Genomic DNA, 21698 nt, shown 5'->3' on the forward strand with positions numbered 1-21698 from the left:
CCGCCCTGCTCGGTGCCCTCGCCGCGATCGACGGCTTCCGCGTCGACGCGGTCGAGCCCGCCGAGCACCGCGCCGAACTCGTCCGCAAGTCCGTGCACGGCCTGCCCGTCGACGTCCACGTCACCGACGGCCGTGACAGCGGACTGACCCCCGGCTACGACCGCATTCTGGTGGACGCACCATGCACCGGCCTCGGCGCACTGCGCCGCCGACCCGAGGCCCGCTGGCGCCGCACCCCCGCCGACGTCGCCGAACTGGTCACCCTGCAGCGCGAATTGCTCACCGCCGCATGGGATCTGCTCCGCCCCGGCGGCGTCCTGCTGTACTCCACCTGCTCACCGCACCTGTCGGAAACGGTCGTCGTGGTAGCCGACGCGGTCCGCCGCCTCGGCGCCGAACAACTCGACGCCCGCCCCCTCCTCCCCGGCGTCGACGACCTCGGCGACGGCCCGACCGCCCAACTCTGGCCGCACCGCCACGGCACCGACGCAATGTTCATGGCGGCTCTCCGCAAACCCTGACCCGCAGGATCGAGGGGGAACTGATGCCGGCGGCTTCTCGCGATTCGCCAACATCAGTTCCCCATGATCACTCGTCCAGCTCTGGGTTCGCCCATCTCGCCGATTCCATTCGTCCAATCCCTGGCCCAGCCCGTCGGGCAGACTGACGTTCATGGCACTGACGTGGCAAGACGTGGTCGCTCTCGCGACCGAACTCCCCGGCGTCGAAGAGTCGACGTGGTGGAACAGTCCAGCCTTGAAGGTCGGCGGCAAGGGCTTCGGCCGGTTACGCGTCGACGCCGAGGGTGGGTTGGCTCTGGTGTGTGATCCCGCCGAGAAGGAGGCGCTGCTGGCCTCCGGCGATCCGGCGTTCTACACCACCCCGCACTACGACGGACACCCGTTCATCCTCATCGATCTCGAACGCGTCGCCCGCGAACAGCTGCGCGAAATGCTGGACGATGCATGGTGGCTCACCGCTCCGCCGAAAGTGCGTAAGCAGCGAGCGTCCGCCAAGGGGTGAGCCCGTTACTCCCGGCTCGACTGCTCCCGAAGCCGCGCAAGGGTTTTCGCGAGGATGCGCGAGACGTGCATCTGCGAGATGCCCATCTGCTGGGCGATCTGGGTCTGCGTCATCGATTCGAAGAACCGCATGGTGAGGATCCGGCGTTCCCGCTCGGGCAGCCCGGCCAGCAGCGGACGGATCGCGACGTACTCCTCCACCCGGTCGAATTGGGACTCTTCCTCACCGAGGGTGTCCAGCAGGGAAGCATCGGTGTCGCGGCCGAGGGTGGCCGCGTCGATGGAGCTCGGCTGGTAGGCGTTGCCCGCGATGACGGCCTGGGTCACCTCGTCCGGGTCCACGTCGAGTTCGGCGGCGATCTCCTTGGCCGTCGGTGACCGGCCGAGCCGCTGGGAGAGCGCGTCGATCGCCGCGCCGATCCGCAGATGCGTCTCCTTGACCCGCCGCGGCACCCGCATGGCCCAGGTGTTGTCGCGGAAGTAGCGACGCACCTCGCCCATGATCGTCGGCACCGCGAAGGACAGGAAGTTCGAGCCGCGCTCGACGTCGAACCGGTCGACGGCGTGCACCAGCCCGACCCGCGCCACCTGGGTGAGATCGTCGAACGGTTCACCGCGCCCGCTGAACTTGCGCGCGATGTGATCGGCCAACGGGATGCAGCGACTGATCAGTTCGGCCCGGATCGCGCTGTGCCGCGCGGTTCCCGGCTTGCTCGCACCGAGCTGTTCGAAGAGCAGCCCGACGTCGTCGTAGCTGGCGACCGTCTTTACCGCCTCGATGGTTTCGCTTTCCTCGACGGCGTCCTGGGTGCTGACATCGTCCGCGTCCTCGGCGGCGCTCTCCGCGTCGTCGGCCTTCTCGGTGGCGGGATCCGCCTTGTCGGTAACGGTGTCGGCGTTGTCGTCGCGATCGGAGTCGAACACGGTGTCCTCGTCCGCCACTACGCTTTCCCCCGGACCCGACGGAACTCGACCGTCGTCGGATATCCGGAAACCGTCGAATCGAACGAATCCTGTTTCGCCTGTACCTCATCGGTGAGGGTGCGCAGTACATGCCAGCCGAAGCTGCGCTGATCGGGTAGACCCGCCTTGGCCGCGATCCCGCTGACGTGGACCAGCAACTCGGTCTCGCCGACGGTGAATCGACAGTTCAGGCTGGTGTCGGGTCCGGCGACGGCAATCAGGGTCGAGCAGACCTCGTCGACGGCCAGCCGGATGTCGGCCACCTCGTCCAGCGTGAAATCGCTTAGTAGGACGAGAGTTTCGGCGAGCCCACGAACGATGGGCAGCTGTGTGACCGATGCGGCCACCCGAATCTCCACCGGGGTGCTGTACAGCCCCTGTTCCGCCGAAATGTTGATCACCCTATGCAGGCTACCCACTCCCGCGCTGGACAACCCACACTACCGATAGACTGCGACGTTGTGTCCACCCCGACTTACGCGCGCCCGGCCGCTCCGATGATCGCCCCCTCCATCCTGTCCGCCGACTTCGCCCACCTCGCGGACGAGGCCAAGGCGGTCGCGGGAGCCGACTGGCTACACGTCGACGTGATGGACGCGCACTTCGTGCCGAACCTGACACTGGGCCTGCCCGTCGTGGAGAGCCTGCTGAAGGCGACCGACATCCCCCTCGACTGCCACCTGATGATCGAGGATCCGGGCCGTTGGGCGCCGCCGTACGCCGAGGCGGGCGCGCACAATGTGACCTTCCACGCCGAGGCGACCGACGATCCGATCGCGGTGGCCCGCGACATCCGCGCGGCGGGTGCCAAGGCGGGTCTCTCGGTGAAGCCGAACACACCGATCGAGCCGTACCTGGAGATCCTGCGTTCGTTCGACACCCTGCTGGTGATGAGCGTCGAGCCCGGCTTCGGCGGACAGTCGTTCATCGCCGACGTGCTGGAGAAGGCGCGCACGGTGCGCAGGCTGGTGGACGCGGGCGAGCTGCGGCTGCTGGTGGAGATCGACGGTGGGATCAACACCGACACGATCGAGGCTGCCGCGGAGGCCGGCATCGATTGCTTCGTCGCCGGGTCCGCTGTTTACAACACGGCCGATCCCAAGGCGGCCGTCGAGTCGCTGCGCAGGCAAGCCGCCGTGGTGCGCGCGGGCTGAGTGGACGCTCGGCTAACTGCGCGGGGTTTTGCGCAACGTTCGTGCGAGTGGCGTCCCGTTGAGCGGCGGTCAGTATGCGACCTGACGCGAGTTGCGAATCGTCTGCAGCGCACGGGTTGCGGGCAACGCTCGATCTCGTCGCGCGATCGCCCCCGCGGAGCGGTGCCGGGCCGCGCGGGGTCTGCCCCGGCGAAATCGCTTACAGCGCGCGGGTTTTGCAGGCGCCGATCGCGCGGGTCGCCTCGATCACCGCGTTGAGCGGCGGTCGGGTGGCTGCGGTTGCGGGGGAGCGGATCCAGGTGCGGTAGCCGGTGTGCTCGTCGTCGGGCGAGGGGAGCACGATCTGGCTGCCGGTGCAGGCCACCGTCGCGTACAGCCGGAACAGCTCGGCGGAGACCGCGGCGGTCAGCGTGTCCGGCCGGTACGGTCCGGTCAGGAAGGTCCAGCGCTGGGCGCGGGGATGATCGAGGACCGGTCCCGCGATGGCGGCTTGCTCGAGCCGCTGCTGCACCCGTTCGCCGAGGTCGGCGGGCATGGTGATGGCGCCGTAATGAGTGCCGATATGCAACAGGATGCGTCGCGAGGTGGGATCGATCGAGGCGGGCAGGTGCAATTCGCGCCGGTACTGCACGCAGCGAACTTCCAGCGTCGAATCGAGAAGAGTGGTCACGCCGCGCCCCCAACTGTGTCGAACTTGATTAGGCCCACTGTGGTCTTCTGACTTCCGTGAGTGGTGGACAATCCTTCGGTCGAACTTCCTGGCGGCATCACGTGCTTCACCAGGTCTAACGGTCCCTCGTCGAACTGTTCGGTGAACGATAGGAATCAGCTACATAACAATATTGCTGCTATTTCGGTCACGGCGCAAGCAAATGTTAAAAGTGAGCGGCAACTGGGTACGAACAGAGCTCGTGAGTTTGCCGGAAGTGTGCAAAACGCAAACTGGTGGTATCCATATCGCGGCCCAATAATCATTGTCGACCTGAAAAAGTCGCAATATCCGTATCATCGAATTGAATTCGACATCAATCCTTTATTGATCGTTTGCCTACGCGCATGTCCCCCGGCAGCCGGTCTGCTTCCTCCGGCGGTTGCCGGGACACGGTCTGCTGGCTCTTTGAGCGGAACCGTGCTGTCGGCTACGACCAGCCGTCGTTAAGCTGAGCCAAGGGCATCGACCGGCGGGAATACCCGTCGCGGCCGGGCTGTTCCGCAACCGGGGACAACGACTAGGGAGTCATGGCATGTTCACAGGCATCGTCGAGGAGCTGGGCGAGATCGTCGCCACCGAGCGGTTGGCCGACGCCGCCCGGCTGACGATCCGGGGCGAGCTGGTGACCTCCGATGCCGGGCACGGTGATTCGATCGCGGTGAACGGCGTGTGCCTGACGGTCGTCGAGGTGGTGGGCGGCGATTCGTTCACGGTCGACGTGATGCAAGAGACGTTGGATCGCTCCAGCATCGGCAAGCTGGACACCGGATCGAAGGTCAACCTGGAACGGGCCGCCGCACTGAACAGCAGGCTCGGCGGCCACCTCGTGCAGGGCCACGTCGACGGCACCGGCACCGTGCTCTCCCGCACCCCCTCGGAGAACTGGGACGTGGTGCGCATCTCGCTGCCCGACAAGATCGCCCGCTACGTGGTGGAGAAGGGCTCGATCACCGTCGACGGCATCTCGCTCACCGTCTCCGGCCTCGGCGTCGCCGACGAGCCCGCGGAGGCGGGCAGCGGCGACTGGTTCGAGGTCTCGCTCATCCCCACCACGCTTGCCCTGACAAATCTCGGCTTTGCCACCGTCGGCACCACCGTCAATCTGGAGGTGGACGTCATCGCGAAGTACGTGGAGCGCCTGCAGCAGCGCGGGTGAACGGCCGGACGGTCATCATCCGCGAGCGACGCCGTAGTGTAGGGGCGGACCTAATTCGAGATGGAGCACAACAGACGTGACCAGGTTCGACACCATCGAGCGCGCAGTCGCCGACATCGCCGCCGGTAAGGCCGTAGTCGTCGTCGACGACGAGGACCGCGAGAACGAGGGCGACCTCATCTTCGCGGCGGAGAAGGCCACCCCGGAGCTGGTGGCCTTCATGATTCGCTACACCTCCGGTTACATCTGTGTGCCACTGACGGGTGACGACTGCGATCGGCTGGGCCTGCCGCCGATGTACGCGATGAACCAGGACAAGCACGGCACCGCCTACACCGTGTCGGTCGACGCCCGCGAGGGCATCACGACCGGTATCTCGGGTGCCGACCGCGCCACCACCATGCGACTGCTCGCCTCCGACGAGGCGAAGGCCGACGACTTCACCCGCCCCGGCCATGTGGTGCCGTTGCGCGCGAAGGACGGCGGCGTGCTGCGCAGGCCGGGGCACACCGAGGCCGCGGTCGACCTGTCCCGGATGGCCGGACTGCGTCCCGCGGGCGTGATCTGCGAGATCGTCAGCCAGAAGGACGAGGGCCACATGGCCCGCACCGAGGAACTGCGCGTCTTCGCCGACGAGCACAACCTCGCGCTCATCTCCATCGCCGACATGATCGCCTGGCGGCGCAAGCACGAGAAGCACGTGGTGCGCGTCGCCGAGGCGCGGATCCCCACGGCGCACGGCGAATTCATGGCCGTCGGTTACCAGAGCATCTACGACGAGGTCGAGCATGTCGCGCTGGTGCGCGGTGACCTCGCAGACGGCGAGGACGTGCTGGTGCGGGTGCACTCCGAGTGCCTCACCGGCGATGTGTTCGGTTCGCTGCGCTGCGACTGCGGTCCGCAGCTGGATGCCGCGCTGGAAATGGTGGCCCAGGAGGGCCGCGGTGTGGTGCTGTACATGCGCGGGCACGAGGGCCGCGGCATCGGGCTGATGCACAAGCTGCAGGCCTACCAGTTGCAGGACTCCGGCCACGACACGGTCGACGCGAACCTGGAACTCGGGCTGCCCGCCGACGCGCGCGACTACGGCACCGGCGCGCAGATCCTGGTGGACCTCGGGATCCGTTCGATGCGGCTGCTCACCAACAACCCGGCCAAGCGCGTCGGCCTGGACGGCTACGGCCTGCGGATCACCGACCGGGTGCCGATGCCGTTGCGCGCCAACGCCGAGAACCTGCGCTACTTGCGGACCAAACGCGACCGGATGGGCCACGACCTGATCGGGCTCGACGACATCGATCTGGGCGAGACCGCCCGCTAATTCACGGAGAGGCAGACATCGATGAGCGGTACCGGCGTACCGACTTTCGCGCTCGCGGATGCCAAGGATCTGAAACTCGGCATCGTCGCATCGCGCTGGCACACCACGATCTGCGACACCCTGCTGGCGAACGCCGAACAGGTGGCCAAAGACGCCGGCGTCCTGCACGTCACGGTGGTGCGTTGCGCGGGCGCGATGGAACTGCCGGTGGTGGCCCAGGAACTGGCGCGCACGCATGACGCGGTGGTCGCGCTCGGGGTGGTGATCCAGGGTGGCACACCGCATTTCGAGTACGTCTGCGATGCGGTCACCGCCGGGCTCACCCGGGTCTCGCTGGACGCGGGCACGCCCGTCGCGAACGGGGTGCTCACCACGAACAACGAGGAGCAGGCGCTGGATCGGGCCGGTCTTCCCGGGTCGGCCGAGAACAAGGGCGAGCAGGCGTGCGCCGCGGCGCTCGATGCCGCGCTGACGCTGCGTTCCCTGCGGCAGTCCGCGTAGTGGGTGCGGTCGGGTTCCACCGCGCAGTCGGCCTATGTGGTTCGGCAGCGGTTCCCGGTATCGGATCGGCGACTGTCGCGGACGTTTTGCAGTTCCATGCCGATGTCGCAGGGGTAGGTGCGGGTAACTGATGCCGGTCTCTCGCATTTTCCGAAGGAACGCCGAACCCGCCGCAGGACAAGGCGATACGTCCGAGTGGGAACTCGAGATCCGTCCCCGCCGTGCCGTGCGCAACGCGCGCATCGTCGCGGTCGTGATCGCCGCCGCCTTCCTCGCAGGCGGTATTTGGTTGCGCACCGGTTCGACGGGCGTGAACTTCCGCGTCGTCGACCAGATAGCCATGATCGGCATCGGCCTGGTCATCGCCGCCGCGGTCCTGCTGCTCACCCGGCCGCGCGTGCGTGTCGGCGCCGCAGGCGTCTCGGTGCGAAACATCCTCGGCGACAACGACTTCCCCTGGGACACCGTCCGCGGCGTCACCTTCCCCGACCGGAAGGCCTGGGCCCGGCTCGAACTCGTCAACGACGACTACGTCCCCATGCTGGCAATCCGCTCCAACGACAAGGAGCGTGCCGCCGAAGCAATGGAGCAGCTCCGCGAACTGGGTGTGAAGTACACAGCCGAGCCGAAGTGATCGGTGGCGCTCTGATTGCGCCGCCCGGTGTCGAGGTTCAGCGGGACAGCAGCATCGGATAGACGATGGGCCCGTGGTCGATGGATAGCTCGCCCTGCCGCTTGAAGCCGAAGCGTTCGAAGAACGGGCAGCACGCACGGGAATTGGATATCAGGAAGCAGGGCTCGGTCGAGCCGGCCAGCCGCTGCTCGATCAGGGACGACGCGAAGCCCTGACGCCGGCAGTTCGGGTGGGTACCGACGGCAGCGAGATACAGATGGGGAGTATCGGGTCGGACGTCTTCGATCTGGCGGGAAGCCGCAAGCGCCCGGGGGAGACTGCCCTTCAACGCCCGGAACAGGGTGAACGGCTTCGCGATCGAGGAGATAACCCCCGGCGGTTCCCACAACGCAACGCTGACAATGTTCCCGTCCGCGTCGCACGCCGCGTCGACCATGCCCGTTTCAGCGCGCGAGGCAATACGCGAATCCCAGAACGCCGGCAGCGCCTGCCGCCGCAACCCAGGTCGCGGCCAGAAGTAAGTCATCAGCGGATCCTCGGCGAAAGCCTCCGCGAGGACGAACGCACCGGTCTGCATAACTGCAGGTTAACCGGCAACCGAGGCGCCATCGCGAGATAAACCCCCGACACGCGCGACGAGGACGCCGTCCAAACCCACGCTGCCATTCGCCTGACAAACCTCACGCGCCTGACAAACCTCACGCCGCACCGCCGTACTTCACTAACGGGGCATGGCGGCGGCCCTACTCGCACCTGGCCGCCGCCATGCCCCGTCGGTCAGTGAGCTGACGACTCAGCGGGTGTCGCCGAGGACCGCTCCCTCACGGCGCGGGTCGGCGCCGCCGATCCAGCCGTCGCCGTCGCGTTGCAGCGCGCTGAGTCCGCTGGATTGCGGAGCGACCGTGACCTGGTGGCCTAGTTCGCGGAGGCGGATGACCAGGGCATCGTTGTTGCCGTTGTCGGCGGTGTTGATGCTCGGGTGTTCGCCGCCGACGCCGGTGGAGGGGGTGTTGCCTGCGCCGAACGACAGGGCGGAGACGGCCTGTTGCGGGTCGAGGCCCCAATCCAGCATGCCGATCAGGGTTTTCACGACGAACTGGATGATCACCGAGCCGCCGGGGGAGCCGGCGATATGGGTGAGGGCGCCGCGCGTGCCGTCGGGAGCCTTGTCGAAGACGAGGGTGGGGGCCATCGAGCTGCGCGGGCGCTTGTTGGGCTGGATCCGGTTGGCGACCGGTGCGCCGTCGGTGCCGAGCGGGTCCGCGGAGAAGTCGGTGAGCTGGTTGTTCAGCACGAAACCGTTGACCAGGTGGAACGAGCCGAACGCGGATTCCACCGTGGTGGTCATGGCCGCCGCGTTGCCGTACTTGTCGACCACCGAGATGTGGCTGGTGCCGTGCTCGGGCGGCTGCGCGCCGACACCGAGCGGGACGGGGCCGAAGTCGCCGGGCTGTGCGGTGCCCATGCTGCGGCCGCGGTCGATCAGTGCGGAGCGCTGCTTCAGGTAGTTCTTGTCCACCAGGGTCTGCGGCGAATTGCCCGGCAGCGGAATGAAGTCCGAGTCGGCCACGTACTTGTTGCGGTCCGCGTAGGCGAGGCGCTCGGCCTCGGCGATGAGATGGACGGCGTCGGCCTTCGGCTTGCCGCCGTTGCGGGCGTCGGAACCGGCACCGAGGTTGTCCGGCGGCAGCGCGGCGAGGTCGAAGTTCTCCAGGATGCCGAGGGTGGCGGCGACGGTGCTGCCGCCGGACGACGGGTTCGGCATGCCGCAGATCTCGTGTGCGCGATAGGTGGTGCACAGCGCGGTGCGCTTCTTCGCCTGGTAGTTCGCCAGGTCGGCGGTGGTCATCAGGCTCGGGGTGCGGCCGCCGGACGCGGAGGTGGCCGCGTCCACGATGTCGGCCGCGATAGCGCCGGTGTAGAAGGCTTGGGCGCCTTCGGTCGCGACGGCGCCCAACGTCTTCGCCATCGCCGGGTTGGTCAACATGGTGTCCGCGGGCTTGGGGGTGCCGTCGGGATTCAGGAAGTACGCCTTCGCAGCCTCGTCGAGCGCCAGATCCTTGGCGGACTCCGCGATCTGCCCGGCGAAGCGGGGGCTGATCGGGAACCCGCGGTCGGCGAGATCGATGGCCGGGTCGAACAGTTCCCGCCAGCCGGTCTTGCCGTGGTCGCGGTGCGCCATCTCCAGCATCCGCAAAACCCCTGGCACGCCGATGGATCGGCCGCTGGCGCGCGTGTTCGGTTTCGGCTCGGACCGATCGGTGTCGCTGACCCAGCGCAGATAGTTCTCGGTGGCCGCCGCAGGCGCGACCTCTCGCCCGTCGTAGGCGTCCACGGTCTTGGTGTCGGCGTCGTAGTACATCAGGAACGCGCCGCCGCCGATGCCGGAGGCCTGCGGTTCGACCAGTCCGAGCACCGTTTGCGCGGCGATGAGCGCATCCGCGGCGGTGCCGCCCTCGCGCAGCACGCCACACGCGGCCTTCGTGGCCACCGGGTTCGCCGTCGCGACCGCGTACGTCTTGGTGCGCACCGCCGTCATCCCCGACCGGTAGCCGGTGGAGATCTCCGGGTTGGTGCTGATGTCCTGGGTCTTGCCGTCCGTGGCGCCTGCCGAGGTCGCGGCCACCGGTGTCCCGTTCGGCACCGTGTCGCAGACGGCTCCGGCTTTGTCCTCGTCGGACGAACAAGCCGTGACCGTCCCGAGGGCGAGCAGCACCACTGCCGCCACACCCGTCCACGTTCCTCGCGCGCGCCTCATGGGGGGACTCTAACGCCCGGCACCGAGACCGGGGGAGAGTTTGTCCGACCAACGCCGGGAGAGTCCGGTGATTCGAGTGCCGGAAGGAAGTCGGCGCATCGAAGGGATTCTTTCCGGCACAACCAGGCAGGCGTGCGGACGACGAACTCGGTTGCGCGCCACCACATATCCACCCGTCACCCGCGTGACCTGCGACGACGCCGAGCGCGGCGGACCGGTCGGTAGGCTGGCCCGGTGACCATCGAAGCGGTGCTCTTCGACTATTCCGGAACCTTGTTTCGACTGGAGGAGGACGAATCCTGGGGTGCGGACCTGGTCGCGGCCGACGGCCGCCCCTTCGATGTGCACGAGAAGGCCGAGATCCTGCGCAGGATGACGGCACCGGTCGGCCAGCTGGTGCGATTCGACGCCGACGGTCAGCACGCCTGGGACAACCGTGACCTGGATCCGAAGCTGCATCGGCGCGCCTACCTCGAGGTCCTGCGCAAGTCCGGCGTACCGACCGACGACCAAGCCGCCGTCCTCTACGGCCGCCTGATCGATCCGATGTCCTGGACGCCCTACCCCGACGTCGACGAAGCGCTGACGTCGCTTGCGGCCCAAGGCATTCAGGTCGGTGTGGTGAGCAACATCGCCTTCGACATCCGCCCCGCCTTCACCACCCGGAACTGGGACCGATACATCGACGCCTTCGCCCTCTCCTTCGAGATCGGCGCGGTGAAACCCGATCCCCGAATTTTCGCCGGCACCCTCGACAAGCTCGGCGTCGATCCCGACGCCGCGCTGATGGTCGGTGACAGCGCCGAGGCAGACGGCGGCGCGACCGCCCTCGGCTGCCGATTCGCCCTGGTAGACCCGCTGCCCACCGCTGAACGCCCGTCCGGTCTGCTCGACGCATTGCAGCAGCACGGACTGTCCTGATCGACCGGCGCGCCCGTGATCAACACGGCATCATTTCCGGATAACCCCCGCCGCGCCCGAGTTGTCCGACTCTCGCCGGTGCTCTAGCGTCCTGCTGGCGCACCCGTCGATGCGGGTCGAGAGTGTTGATCGGGAGTGGGGAGCGCCGTGGGCGCGGACTTTTCGGACGAGGATTTAGCGGTCGCCGAGAAATTATGGGCGCTGACCGAGCTGCCCGAGACCGTCAGAGAAGCACGGGAAGCCGCCTGGGGGTTGGCGGGATTCGGACTGGCCTATCCAGTGATCATGGGTGTGACGCGCAGCGCCGAGGCTGCGGGCGGCGCGGCCATCCAATTCCTGTTCAGCTGGCTGCTCGGCCTCGTCGCCTGGGGATTCATCCGCGGTGCCAGCGGCGTGCGGGTGCTGGCGGTCATCTTGGCGCTCGCGCAGGCGGTGGTCGGCTGGCGAACCCAACCCAACGACATTCCGTTCGAGCAGTGGATCGTGGCGGTGCTCTTCTCCCTCGGCACGTCGAGCGCCGTCGTCTACCAGCTGTGCCGCGCCGAAGCCAAGGAGTGGTTCGGCGCCGACGAATAACGAGCGCGGTGACAGACCTGGGCACTGAACTTCCTGTCCAGCAGCGCGTTTCGACAAAAGGCGGCAGGTCGATCCCGGTCGCAACCCTGGAGGAGAACCGAACCCGGATCGCCTTGCCGAGCTTGTCGGACGTGCTCGATAGGCTTGATGGGTGGCAGATCCAGCGACGTACCGGCCCAAGCCGGGCACGATTCCCGTCGAACCAGGGGTGTACAAGTTCCGGGACGCATATCGGCAGGTCATCTACGTCGGCAAGGCAAAAAGTCTGCGCAGCAGGCTGAACTCCTACTTCGCCGACGTCGCGTCGCTGCATCCGCGGACGCGGCAGATGGTCACCACGGCCGCGAGCGTCGAGTGGACCGTGGTCTCCACCGAGGTGGAGGCGCTGCAGCTCGAATACAACTGGATCAAGGAATTCGACCCCCGGTTCAACGTGCGATACCGGGACGACAAGTCGTATCCGGTGCTCGCGGTGACGTTGAACGAGGAGTTCCCGCGTCTGTTCGTCTACCGCGGCGCGCGCAAGAAGGGCGTGCGGTACTTCGGCCCCTACGCGCACGCCTGGGCGATCCGGGAAACCCTGGACCTGCTGCTGCGGGTGTTCCCCGCGCGCACCTGCTCCAACGGAGTGTTCAAGCGGCACAACCAGATCGGGCGCCCCTGCCTGCTCGGCTACATCGACAAGTGCTCGGCGCCGTGCATCGGCCGGGTCAGTGCCGCCGAACACCGCCGGATCGTGGAGGACTTCTGCGACTTCCTGGCCGGGCGCACCGACCGCATGGTGCGCCAGCTCGAACGCCGCATGCAGGACGCCGCCGAGGACCTCGACTTCGAGAACGCCGCCCGCCTGCGCGACGACGTGCAGGCGCTGCGCCGCGCGCTGGAGAAGCAGGCCGTGGTGCTCGGCACCGGCACCGATGCCGACGTGATCGCCTTCGCCACCGACGAGCTGGAGGCGGCGGTGCAGATCTTCCACGTCCGGGACGGCCGGGTCCGTGGTCAGCGCGGCTGGGTGGTCGACAAATCCGGCGACGCCATCGACTCGCCGGAGGCGGGCAGTGAACTGGCCGTGCTGGTCGAGCAGTTCCTCACCCAGTTCTACGGCGAGCAGGTCGCGGTGGCGGAACTGGGCGAGGCCGAGCAGCCCGCGACCGTGGTGCCCAGGGAGGTGCTGGTCCCCGAACTCCCGGCCGACGCCGAGCAGTTGCAGGAGTGGCTGTGCAACCTGCGCGGCTCGGCCGTGCAGCTGCGGGTGCCGCAGCGTGGCGACAAGAAGGCCCTCGCCGAGACCGTGCAGCGCAACGCGATGGAGGCCTTGCAGCAGCACAAGCTCAAGCGCGCGGGCGACCTGACGTCGAGATCGGCTGCGCTGCAAGCCATCCAGGACGCCCTCGAACTGGACAGCGCCCCGCTGCGGATCGAGTGCGTGGACATCAGCCACGTGCAGGGCACCGATGTGGTCGCCTCGCTGGTGGTGTTCGAGGACGGCCTGGCCCGCAAATCCGAATACCGGCACTACACCATCAAGGAGGCCGCTGGCGACGGCCGCTCGGACGACGTCGGCAGCATCAGGGAGGTGACCCGGCGGCGCTTCTACAAGCTGCAGAAAGAGCGCGAGCTGATGGTGAACGAGGACCTGGCGGCGGTCGAAGCCCTCGACGACACCGCCGAACTCGTGTCCCGCCCCGGCATCGACCCGCAGACCGGCCGTCCGCGTAAATTCGCCTACCCGCCCAACCTCTACGTCGTCGACGGCGGCGCACCCCAGGTCGCGGCCGCGGCCGAAGTGCTCGACGAACTCGGCATCACCGATGTCGCGGTGATCGGCCTGGCCAAACGCCTCGAAGAGGTGTGGGTACCGGGGGAGAGCGACCCGGTGATCATGCCGCGCAACAGCGAGGCCTTGTTCCTGTTGCAGCGGATCCGCGACGAAGCACACCGGTTCGCCATCACCTTCCACCGCAGCAAACGCTCCCGCCGGATGACCGCGTCCGCGCTGGACTCGGTGCCCGGGCTCGGGACGGCGCGCCGAACCGCGCTGGTTACCCATTTCGGTTCCGTCGCCAAGCTCAAGCAGGCCACGGTAGAGGAGATCACCGAGGTCCCCGGCATCGGATTGGCCACCGCCAAGGCCGTGCTCGCGGCGCTACAGGAGGGCTGAGGACCATCGGAAACATCGGCTTTGCTCCGATACACCTATATTCTCGGTACCAGTCGCTAGCCTTCCACGTGCACCACGGAAGGTGATCGCGCATGTCTGCGCCCGATACCGGAACCGGTGCGGGATGATTCGAGAGGTACCCAGAGAGCGAGCGCAGCGAGTGAACCGACAACACAGCGTGCGACGGCGCACGGCGGAGCCGAGCGCCCGCGAGGTGCAGTCGTGTGACGGATCCGGTAGGACATGACACGCGTCGAAGCGAACAACACTGCGGGTAATCCGCGACAGACCGAGGGGCGGGCCGGCCCCTCGAGCGCTGTCGCAGCGGCGAACCCGCAGGTCGAAGTCGTCATCGTGACCGGACTATCCGGCGCGGGCCGCGGCACCGCCGCCCGCGTACTCGAGGATCTCGGCTGGTACGTCACCGACAACCTGCCGCCGGAGCTGATCGGCCGGATGGTCGAACTCGGCGCCTCCGCCGACCCGCCGATCCGCAGTCTGGCCCTGGTGATGGACGTGCGCAGCAGGTTCTTCACCGGTGATCTCTCGGTGGTCACCGAGCAGTTGCGCAAACTCGGCATCGAAACCAGGGTGCTGTTTCTCGAAGCCTCCGACGATGTGCTGATCCGGCGTTTCGGTTTCGCCCGGCGCCGCCACCCGCTGCAAAGCGAGAGCAAAGACGGCACGCTCTCGTCGGGCATCGCCGCCGAACGCGTCCGGCTCTCGGCCGTGAAAACCGCGGCGGACCTGGTCATCGACACCACCGAACTGTCCATCCACCAGCTGCACCGCAAGTTGGAGGAGGCCTTCGGCGACGGTGCACCCAGTGCATTGCAGCTGACCGTGCAATCCTTCGGCTTCAAGCATGGGGTTCCACTGGACGCCGACATGGTGTTGGATGTGCGTTTTCTACCTAATCCACATTGGATACCGGAATTGCGGGAACACACTGGTCAGGAATCAGTGGTGAGCGAGTACGTGTTGTCGCGCCCCGGCGCGGCCGATTATCTGCGTACCTGCCACCACCTGGTCGAGCTGACGATGAACGGTTACCGCCAAGAGGGGAAGCGATACATGACGGTGGCAGTGGGCTGCACCGGAGGCAGGCACCGCAGCGTGGCGATAGCCGAGGCTCTTGGCGAACTGATGAGCGAGGGCACCGGCGGCAGCGAGGGCCCCGCCGACGTGGTGCGCGTCGTGCACCGCGATCTGGGGCGCGAATGAGTGCGCGCGAGCCGAGTGTTAGCGAGGCGCTGGCATGACGGGGTGGGAATCCGACCCGAATATCGTCGCGCTGGGCGGCGGGCACGGCCTGTACGCGACGTTGACCGCCGTCCGGCGGCTGACCAGAAAGATCTGCGCGGTCGTCACCGTCGCGGACGACGGCGGCTCGTCCGGTCGCCTACGCGCCGAGCTAGGCGTGCTACCGCCCGGTGACCTACGGATGGCGCTCGCCGCGCTGGCCGCGGACTCCGACGGCATCTGGACCAAGACCGTGCAACACCGCTTCGGCGGCACCGGCGCACTGGCCGGCCACTCGGTCGGCAACCTCATCCTGGCCGGCCTGACCGAGGTGCTCGGCGATCCGGTCGCCGCGCTCGATGAACTCGCGAAAATGCTGCGCATCACCGGACGGGTGCTGCCGATGTCGCCCATCGCGCTCGATATCGAAGCGGATGTGGCTGGGCTGGAAGCGGATCCGCGCGTCAGCCGCTGCATCCGCGGCCAGGTCGCCATCGCGACCACCCCAGGAAAAGTCCGGCGGGTGCGGTTGATTCCGTCCGATCCACCCGCCAGCCAGGAGGCCACCTCGGCCATCGAACACGCCGACGTTGTCGTGCTCGGACCGGGCTCCTGGTTTACCAGCGTCATCCCCCATGTGCTCGTCCCCGAACTACGAGAGGCGCTGGTGTACACCCGAGCGAGAAAAGTTCTCGTGCTGAACCTGGCCGCCGAGCCCGGCGAAACGGCGGGTTTCTCCGCCGAACGGCACCTGCATGTATTGTCCCAGCACGCACCGGAATTCGTGGTCGACGAAGTTTTGGTCGATTCGGGGTCGGTGCCCGAGGGTCGCGAAAGAGAACATGTGGCGAGAGCTGCCGAACAGTTGCGGGCACGGGTAACCTTCTCCGATGTCGCCGAAGCGGGAACGGACCGGCATCATCCCGGAAAGCTTGCCGCCGCACTGGATCAACTGATCCGGCAACCTCGGCCACAAATGGCAGGGCTTCGAGTCGAGGGACGGCACATGGGTCAGGATGTGCGTTCCGGGTTGGGTGGAAAGGAGCGCGTCTCGTGGCGATGACAGCCGATGTGAAAGACGAGCTGAGCAGGCTCACGGTGTCGCAAGTCAGTTCCCGCAAGGCGGAACTGTCCGCGCTGCTGCGCTTTGCGGGCGGCCTGCACATCGTCGGCGGGCGGGTGATCGTCGAGGCCGAGGTGGACATGGGTTCCATCGCACGCAGGCTGCGCCGGGAGATCTTCGAGCTATACGGCTACGGCTCCGATGTGCACGTGCTCGGCGCGGGCGGTCTGCGCAAGACCTCCCGCTACGTGGTGCGCGTGTCCAAGGAGGGCGAGGCGCTGGCCCGGCAGACCGGGCTGCTCGATGTGCGCGGTCGTCCGGTGCGCGGCCTGCCCGCCCAAGTGGTCGGCGGCAGCATCGCCGATGCCGAAGCAGCTTGGCGCGGAGCGTTTCTCGCGCACGGCTCGCTCACCGAGCCCGGTCGCTCCTCCGCGCTGGAGGTCAGCTGCCCGGGTCCGGAGGCGGCGCTCGCGCTTGTCGGCGCGGCCCGCAGGCTCGGCATCACCGCAAAGGCGCGGGAGGTGCGCGGCACCGACCGGGTCGTGGTGCGGGACGGCGAGGCCATCGGCGCGCTGCTCACCAGGATGGGTGCGCACGGCACCCGCATCGTCTGGGAGGAGCGCAGGCTGCGCCGCGAGGTGCGGGCCACCGCCAACCGGCTGGCCAACTTCGACGACGCCAACCTGCGCCGCTCGGCAAGGGCCGCGGTCGCCGCGGCCGCGAGGGTGGAGCGTGCGCTGGAGATCCTCAGCGACGACGTGCCCGACCATCTCGCCGCCGCGGGCAAACTGCGCGTGCAGCATCGGCAGGCCTCGCTGGAGGAGCTCGGCCAGCTGGCCGACCCGCCGATGACGAAAGACGCTGTGGCGGGCCGGATTCGGCGCTTGCTGTCGATGGCGGACCGGCGGGCCAAGGAGCTCGGCATCCCCGACACGGAGTCCGCTGTCACGGCCGAATTGCTCGACGAAGCCTGATTCGGGAGTTTGTCATCCGGTCGGTCGACCAGCGTGTCGACCGGCCGGATGATCCCGCTATTCGGCTGTAGATCGACGCGTGGCATCGCGATGCGTGCCGAACTCCGAATGGGGTGGAAGCACTCGACCCCGGCTCACGGTCGGAGGCCCGGCAAACGTCGTCGACGAACCTCGGCGTCCGGTGGGAAGTCGACTTCCTATTCAGGCGTGCACCAGAATGACGGGCCGATCGGCGGGTGGGTCGAGCCGGAACAGTGGCCGAGCCACTCGAATGTCGACACGTGTGCCGGAACGGCAACGGGGTAACCCCACTGCCGGAGACGTCAGAATGACCGGTGTGTCGGAATGCCAGGACTCTTGACGATGTTCCTGCGCTGGTCGGCGCGCCGGATTGTGAGGAAACAGACCAGTCGGTGATCGATTTCCCTGGTTACGGTAGTGAAGTGGTGACTCGGGAACGTTCGCACCCTGGTGGCCTGATGACCGCGTCGAGATCGCCAGTTCACAACGGACAGGTGCATGTCGGTGGGGTTACAGGCGGGCACTACTGTTACTAGACATCGGAATGATCCGCTTGAAAGCTGAGGAGCGATAACGTGACTGTCCGGGTAGGCATCAACGGCTTCGGTCGTATCGGACGTAACTTCTTCCGGGCGGTGGAGGCGCAGAAGGCGCTGGGCACCACCGACATCGAGATCGTCGCGGTCAACGACCTCACCGACAACGCGACTCTCGCGACCCTGCTCAAGTACGACTCGATCCTCGGCCGCCTGCCGCAGGATGTCTCGCTCGACGGCGACGACACCATCGTGGTCGGTGACCAGCGGATCAAGGCGCTGGCCATCAAGGAGGGCCCGGCGGCGCTGCCGTGGGGCGACCTGGGCGTCGACGTGGTGGTCGAGTCCACCGGCATCTTCACCGATGCCACCAAGGCGAAGGGTCACCTCGCCGCGGGCGCCAAGAAGGTCATCATCTCCGCGCCCGCCAAGGGTGAGGACCTGACGGTCGTCATGGGCGTCAACGACGACAAGTACGACGGCAGCCAGAACATCATCTCCAACGCCTCGTGCACCACCAACTGCCTCGGCCCGCTGGCGAAGGTGCTGAACGACAGCTTCGGCATCGAGCGTGGTCTGATGACCACCATCCACGCCTACACCCAGGACCAGAACCTGCAGGACGGCCCGCACAGCGACCTGCGTCGCGCCCGCGCGGCCGCGCTGAACATCGTGCCGACCGGCACCGGTGCGGCCAAGGCCATCGGCCTGGTGCTCCCGGAACTGCAGGGCAAGCTGGACGGTTACGCGCTGCGCGTGCCGGTTCCGACGGGCTCGGTCACCGACCTCACCGTCACCCTGCGCAAGTCGGCCTCGATCGACGACATCAACGCCGCCTACAAGGCCGCCGCCGAGGGACCGCTGAAGGGCATCCTGAAGTACAACGTCGACCCGATCGTGTCGAGCGACATCGTCACCGACCCGCACTCGTGCATCTACGACGCGCCGCTGATCAAGGTCATCGACGATCAGGTCAAGGTCGTCGGCTGGTACGACAACGAGTGGGGCTACTCCAACCGTGTCGCCGACCTCATCGGCCTCGTCGGCAAGTCGCTCTGAGGCCATGACAGTCAAAACTCTCGAGGATCTGCTGAAAGAGGGTGTCGAAGGTCGGGGCGTCCTGGTGCGCTCCGACCTGAACGTCCCCCTCGACGACAACGGTCAGATCACCGATCCCGGTCGCATCATCGCCTCGGTGCCGACGCTGAAGGCGCTGGTCGAGGCCGGCGCGAAGGTGGTCGTCACCGCGCACCTCGGCCGCCCGAAAGGCGAGCCGGACCCGAAGCTCTCGCTGGCGCCGGTCGCCGCGAAGCTCGCCGAAGAGCTGGGCCGCAACGTCCAGCTCGCCGGTGACGTGGTCGGCGGAGACGCGCTCGCGCGTTCCGAGGGGCTGACCGACGGCGATGTGCTCCTGCTGGAGAACATCCGCTTCGATCCGCGCGAGACCAGCAAGGACGACGCGCAGCGGGCCAAGCTCGCCGCCGCGTTGGTCGAGCTGGTCGGCGACGACGGCGCGTTCGTCTCCGACGGTTTCGGTGTGGTGCACCGCAAGCAGGCGTCGGTGTACGACGTGGCGAAGCTGCTGCCGCATTACGCGGGCAAGCTGGTCGCGGCCGAGGTCGAGGTGCTGGCCAAGCTGACGCAGGACACCGAGCGGCCGTACGCGGTCGTGCTCGGCGGCTCCAAGGTCTCCGACAAGCTCGCGGTGATCGAGGCGCTCGCGCCGAAGGTCGACACGCTGGTCATCGGCGGCGGCATGTGCTTCACCTTCCTTGCCGCCCAGGGTCTTTCGGTCGGCAGCTCGCTGCTGCAGGAAGAGATGATCGAGACCTGCAAGGGCCTGCTCGACCAGTACGCGGACGTGATTCATCTGCCGCGCGACATCGTGGCGGCGAGCAAGTTCGCCGCCGATGCCGACTCGAAGGTCGTGCCCGCGCACGAGATTCCGGACGGCTGGATGGGCCTGGACATCGGACCCGAATCCACCGACCGGTTCGCGGCGCTGCTGACCGAGGCGAAGACGGTGTTCTGGAACGGCCCGATGGGCGTGTTCGAGTTCGAGAACTTCGCGGCCGGTACCCGCGGCGTGGCCGAGGCCATCGTCACGGCCACCGGTAAGGGTGCGTTCACCGTCGTCGGCGGTGGCGATTCGGCCGCGGCCGTGCGTGCGCTCGGGCTGCCCGATGACGGTTTCTCGCATATCTCCACCGGCGGCGGCGCGTCGCTGGAATACCTGGAGGGCAAGGAACTTCCGGGCATCGCAGTGCTGGAAGATTGAGGAGTGCTGTGACGAAGTCCTATGCCAGGAAGCCGCTCATCGCGGGCAACTGGAAGCTGAACCTCAACCACCTCGAGGCGATCGCGCTGGTGCAGAAGATCGCTTTCGCGTTGCCGGAGAAGTACTTCGCCAAGGTGGACGTCGCGGTGCTGCCGCCGTTCACCGATCTGCGCAGCGTGCAGACGCTGGTGGAGGGCGACAAGCTGCTGCTCACCTATGGCGCGCAAGACGTTTCGATGCACGACTCGGGCGCCTACACCGGTGAGATCAGCGGCGCCATGCTGGCCAAGCTGGGCTGCACTTTTGTGGCGGTCGGCCACTCCGAGCGGCGGCAGTACCACCACGAGGACGACGCCACCGTGCTCGCCAAGGCCAAGCAGGCGCTCAAGCACGGGCTCACGCCGATCGTCTGCATCGGCGAGGGCCTGAACGTCCGCGAGGCGAAGACGCACGTCGAGTACAACCTCGAGCAGCTGCGTGGTTCGCTGAAAGGCCTGACGGCGGAGGAGATCTCGAAGGTCGTCATCGCCTACGAGCCGGTCTGGGCCATCGGCACCGGCAAGGTCGCCACCCCCGCCGACGCGCAGGAAGTCTGCGGCGCGATCCGCGCGGAACTGGCCGTGCTGGCCTCCCCGGAGGTCGCCGCGGGCGTGCGCGTGCTCTACGGCGGCTCGGTCAACGCCAAGAACGTCGGCGAGCTCGTCGGTCAGACCGACATCGACGGCGCGTTGGTCGGCGGTGCTTCGCTGAAGGGTGACGAGTTCGCCACCCTCTCCGCGATTGCCGCGGGCGGCCCACTGCCGTAACCGTTTTCACGGAGTAGAGCCGGGCATCGCGAGAGCGTTGCCTGGCTCTTTCTGCGTTGTGAGTCTGTGCCCAGCGCCGATGGTGTCGTCTGCCGACTACTCCGCGTGCAGGGTGAGGCCGTTGCCGTTGGCATTGCGGAGGGTGAGCACGTCGGCGTCGACGGTCGCGGTTGTCTTGCCGTCCAACACTTTCAGCACCGCCTGCTCGACCTCCATCACCTCGGGCGAGCACAGCATCTTCGTGGTGCCGACCTGGAAGGTGAGCTCGGTGTCGGGACCCGTTGCGCGCCCGGTCATCCGGTTGCAGCCCGCGCTACCGGAGACGCTGCCGTCCTCGGCGATGGTGAGCGTGGGCTTCACCTCATCGATTGTCTGGGAACGCATTTGGGCGTCGGGAGTGATGAGGGCGGTGACGATCCAGGTGGTGCCCTTGACCGGCTTGTCCGGCTTGGCGACCTTCTTGTCCAGCAGGTGCACCGTGAGGTTGTCGTTCTGCACGGTGAGCTTCGGGCCGTCGAGCTGCCAGGTGGGGTCGGAATTCAGTAGGCCGCTGAGCCATTCGTCGGCGCCTTCCCGATCGCCGGGACAGGCCATCAGGGTGCTCGCCAGGCCGGACACGTGCAGCTTGTGGTCATCGAGCGCGACTACGCCGGAGTGCGAGTTGCAGCCCGCGTCCGCGGCGATCCGGTCGTCTTTGAAGGTGAGCGTCAGCGGTCCGCCGCCGGGAATCGGCGCACCCTTCACCTCGGTGGAGAGGAAGGTGCGGCCTACCAGGCCGGACTCGGCCGGCTTGGGGTCGGAGTCGCCGCTCGAACAGGCTGTGACCGCGAGCAGTGCCAGGGCAACGATCGGGCCGAACCGCACGAAATTAGCCGCCATGACGGCGATGGTACCGATAT

Annotated in this window: 22 protein-coding genes; 16 read left to right on the forward strand and 6 right to left on the reverse strand. The window is 67.4% G+C overall.

What is annotated here, in order from left to right; translation table 11 throughout:
- Window positions 1–521 (forward strand): RsmB/NOP family class I SAM-dependent RNA methyltransferase (locus NN4_RS16595; protein WP_503826341.1); only part of this gene is annotated, 521 nt, incomplete at its 5' end.
- Window positions 522–672: 151 nt separating this feature from the next.
- Window positions 673–1023 (forward strand): MmcQ/YjbR family DNA-binding protein, encoded by a 351-nt coding sequence (locus NN4_RS16600; protein ID WP_107657928.1) that lies wholly within the window; start codon window positions 673–675, stop codon window positions 1021–1023.
- Window positions 1024–1028: 5 nt separating this feature from the next.
- Here NN4_RS16600 and NN4_RS16605 read toward each other — a convergent pair whose 3' ends face one another.
- Together NN4_RS16605 and NN4_RS16610 are read right to left on the reverse strand one after the other, a co-directional pair.
- A complete protein-coding gene (locus NN4_RS16605; protein ID WP_147131734.1) occupies window positions 1029–1964 on the reverse strand; it encodes an RNA polymerase sigma factor SigF in 936 nt (311 codons plus the stop codon).
- Window positions 1964–2386 carry an ATP-binding protein gene (locus tag NN4_RS16610; RefSeq protein WP_147131737.1) on the reverse strand — a complete coding sequence of 141 codons (423 nt, stop codon included), beginning with the start codon at window positions 2384–2386 and terminating at the stop codon, window positions 1964–1966. The genes NN4_RS16605 and NN4_RS16610 overlap by 1 nt, the downstream gene beginning before the upstream one ends.
- A gap of 96 nt (window positions 2387–2482) precedes the next feature.
- Between NN4_RS16610 and rpe the strand changes: the two genes are divergently transcribed.
- Window positions 2483–3139 carry a ribulose-phosphate 3-epimerase gene (gene rpe / locus NN4_RS16615; protein ID WP_107660670.1) on the forward strand — a complete coding sequence of 219 codons (657 nt, stop codon included), beginning with the start codon at window positions 2483–2485 and terminating at the stop codon, window positions 3137–3139.
- A 199-nt stretch (window positions 3140–3338) separates the two neighbouring features.
- Here rpe and NN4_RS16620 read toward each other — a convergent pair whose 3' ends face one another.
- Complete coding sequence (locus NN4_RS16620; protein WP_147131742.1) at window positions 3339–3809, reverse strand: hypothetical protein; 471 nt, start codon at window positions 3807–3809, stop codon at window positions 3339–3341.
- Between the two features lie 574 nt (window positions 3810–4383).
- Between NN4_RS16620 and NN4_RS16625 the strand changes: the two genes are divergently transcribed.
- From NN4_RS16625 to NN4_RS16640, 4 genes are all read left to right on the forward strand, one after another.
- Window positions 4384–5007, forward strand: coding sequence for a riboflavin synthase (locus NN4_RS16625; protein WP_107657925.1), 624 nt, complete (start codon window positions 4384–4386; stop codon window positions 5005–5007).
- 76 nt (window positions 5008–5083) lie between these two features.
- Complete coding sequence (locus NN4_RS16630) at window positions 5084–6328, forward strand: bifunctional 3,4-dihydroxy-2-butanone-4-phosphate synthase/GTP cyclohydrolase II (RefSeq protein WP_135232026.1); 1245 nt, start codon at window positions 5084–5086, stop codon at window positions 6326–6328.
- A 21-nt stretch (window positions 6329–6349) separates the two neighbouring features.
- Window positions 6350–6829, forward strand: a complete 480-nt coding sequence (gene ribH, locus NN4_RS16635) for a 6,7-dimethyl-8-ribityllumazine synthase (RefSeq protein ID WP_135232025.1) — start codon at window positions 6350–6352, stop codon at window positions 6827–6829.
- Window positions 6830–6959: 130 nt separating this feature from the next.
- Window positions 6960–7463, forward strand: a complete 504-nt coding sequence (locus NN4_RS16640) for a PH domain-containing protein (protein WP_147131745.1) — start codon at window positions 6960–6962, stop codon at window positions 7461–7463.
- Between the two features lie 37 nt (window positions 7464–7500).
- Here NN4_RS16640 and NN4_RS16645 read toward each other — a convergent pair whose 3' ends face one another.
- Window positions 7501–8040, reverse strand: a complete 540-nt coding sequence (locus NN4_RS16645) for a GNAT family N-acetyltransferase (protein ID WP_147131749.1) — start codon at window positions 8038–8040, stop codon at window positions 7501–7503.
- 216 nt (window positions 8041–8256) lie between these two features.
- Window positions 8257–10221: a gamma-glutamyltransferase family protein gene (locus NN4_RS16650; protein ID WP_147131754.1), complete on the reverse strand. Its 1965-nt coding sequence runs from the start codon at window positions 10219–10221 to the stop codon at window positions 8257–8259.
- A 234-nt stretch (window positions 10222–10455) separates the two neighbouring features.
- On the opposite strand from NN4_RS16650, the gene NN4_RS16655 reads away from it, so the two are divergent.
- From NN4_RS16655 to tpiA, 9 genes are all read left to right on the forward strand, one after another.
- Window positions 10456–11142 carry an HAD family hydrolase gene (locus tag NN4_RS16655; protein ID WP_147131757.1) on the forward strand — a complete coding sequence of 229 codons (687 nt, stop codon included), beginning with the start codon at window positions 10456–10458 and terminating at the stop codon, window positions 11140–11142.
- Window positions 11143–11289: 147 nt separating this feature from the next.
- A complete protein-coding gene (locus NN4_RS16660; RefSeq protein WP_147131761.1) occupies window positions 11290–11718 on the forward strand; it encodes a hypothetical protein in 429 nt (142 codons plus the stop codon).
- Between the two features lie 151 nt (window positions 11719–11869).
- Complete coding sequence (uvrC, locus tag NN4_RS16665; protein ID WP_147131764.1) at window positions 11870–13879, forward strand: excinuclease ABC subunit UvrC; 2010 nt, start codon at window positions 11870–11872, stop codon at window positions 13877–13879.
- 243 nt (window positions 13880–14122) lie between these two features.
- The gene (rapZ, locus tag NN4_RS16670) at window positions 14123–15103 is read left to right on the forward strand and encodes an RNase adapter RapZ (protein ID WP_246180918.1); all 981 of its coding nucleotides are present in this window, start codon (window positions 14123–14125) and stop codon (window positions 15101–15103) included.
- A 34-nt stretch (window positions 15104–15137) separates the two neighbouring features.
- The gene (locus NN4_RS16675) at window positions 15138–16184 is read left to right on the forward strand and encodes a gluconeogenesis factor YvcK family protein (protein WP_107657915.1); all 1047 of its coding nucleotides are present in this window, start codon (window positions 15138–15140) and stop codon (window positions 16182–16184) included.
- Window positions 16175–17158, forward strand: coding sequence for a DNA-binding protein WhiA (gene whiA / locus NN4_RS16680; protein ID WP_040736336.1), 984 nt, complete (start codon window positions 16175–16177; stop codon window positions 17156–17158). The genes NN4_RS16675 and whiA overlap by 10 nt, the downstream gene beginning before the upstream one ends.
- Window positions 17159–17754: 596 nt before the next feature.
- A complete protein-coding gene (gap, locus tag NN4_RS16685; protein WP_107657914.1) occupies window positions 17755–18774 on the forward strand; it encodes a type I glyceraldehyde-3-phosphate dehydrogenase in 1020 nt (339 codons plus the stop codon).
- Window positions 18775–18778: 4 nt separating this feature from the next.
- Window positions 18779–19993, forward strand: a complete 1215-nt coding sequence (locus NN4_RS16690; RefSeq protein WP_147131767.1) for a phosphoglycerate kinase — start codon at window positions 18779–18781, stop codon at window positions 19991–19993.
- A gap of 8 nt (window positions 19994–20001) precedes the next feature.
- A complete protein-coding gene (tpiA, locus tag NN4_RS16695) occupies window positions 20002–20799 on the forward strand; it encodes a triose-phosphate isomerase (protein WP_107657912.1) in 798 nt (265 codons plus the stop codon).
- Window positions 20800–20895: 96 nt separating this feature from the next.
- Here tpiA and NN4_RS16700 read toward each other — a convergent pair whose 3' ends face one another.
- Window positions 20896–21678 carry an META domain-containing protein gene (locus NN4_RS16700; RefSeq protein WP_147131770.1) on the reverse strand — a complete coding sequence of 261 codons (783 nt, stop codon included), beginning with the start codon at window positions 21676–21678 and terminating at the stop codon, window positions 20896–20898.
- Window positions 21679–21698: the final 20 nt, after the last annotated feature.

The sequence above is a fragment of the Nocardia ninae NBRC 108245 genome, assembly GCF_007990755.1.
GTDB lineage: Bacteria > Actinomycetota > Actinomycetes > Mycobacteriales > Mycobacteriaceae > Nocardia > Nocardia ninae.

Excerpts from the sequence above, each read along its gene's own strand:
- rapZ (WP_246180918.1), top strand. The coding sequence starts at position 14,123 with ATGACACGCGTCGAAGCGAACAACACTGCGGGTAATCCGCGACAGACC.
- NN4_RS16640 (WP_147131745.1), top strand. The coding sequence starts at position 6,960 with ATGCCGGTCTCTCGCATTTTCCGAAGGAACGCCGAACCCGCCGCAGGA.
- NN4_RS16700 (WP_147131770.1), bottom strand. The coding sequence starts at position 21,678 with ATGGCGGCTAATTTCGTGCGGTTCGGCCCGATCGTTGCCCTGGCACTG.
- NN4_RS16600 (WP_107657928.1), top strand. The coding sequence starts at position 673 with ATGGCACTGACGTGGCAAGACGTGGTCGCTCTCGCGACCGAACTCCCC.
- rpe (WP_107660670.1), top strand. The coding sequence starts at position 2,483 with ATGATCGCCCCCTCCATCCTGTCCGCCGACTTCGCCCACCTCGCGGAC.
- NN4_RS16625 (WP_107657925.1), top strand. The coding sequence starts at position 4,384 with ATGTTCACAGGCATCGTCGAGGAGCTGGGCGAGATCGTCGCCACCGAG.
- ribH (WP_135232025.1), top strand. The coding sequence starts at position 6,350 with ATGAGCGGTACCGGCGTACCGACTTTCGCGCTCGCGGATGCCAAGGAT.
- NN4_RS16690 (WP_147131767.1), top strand. The coding sequence starts at position 18,779 with ATGACAGTCAAAACTCTCGAGGATCTGCTGAAAGAGGGTGTCGAAGGT.
- NN4_RS16675 (WP_107657915.1), top strand. The coding sequence starts at position 15,138 with ATGACGGGGTGGGAATCCGACCCGAATATCGTCGCGCTGGGCGGCGGG.
- NN4_RS16645 (WP_147131749.1), bottom strand. The coding sequence starts at position 8,040 with ATGCAGACCGGTGCGTTCGTCCTCGCGGAGGCTTTCGCCGAGGATCCG.
- NN4_RS16650 (WP_147131754.1), bottom strand. The coding sequence starts at position 10,221 with ATGAGGCGCGCGCGAGGAACGTGGACGGGTGTGGCGGCAGTGGTGCTG.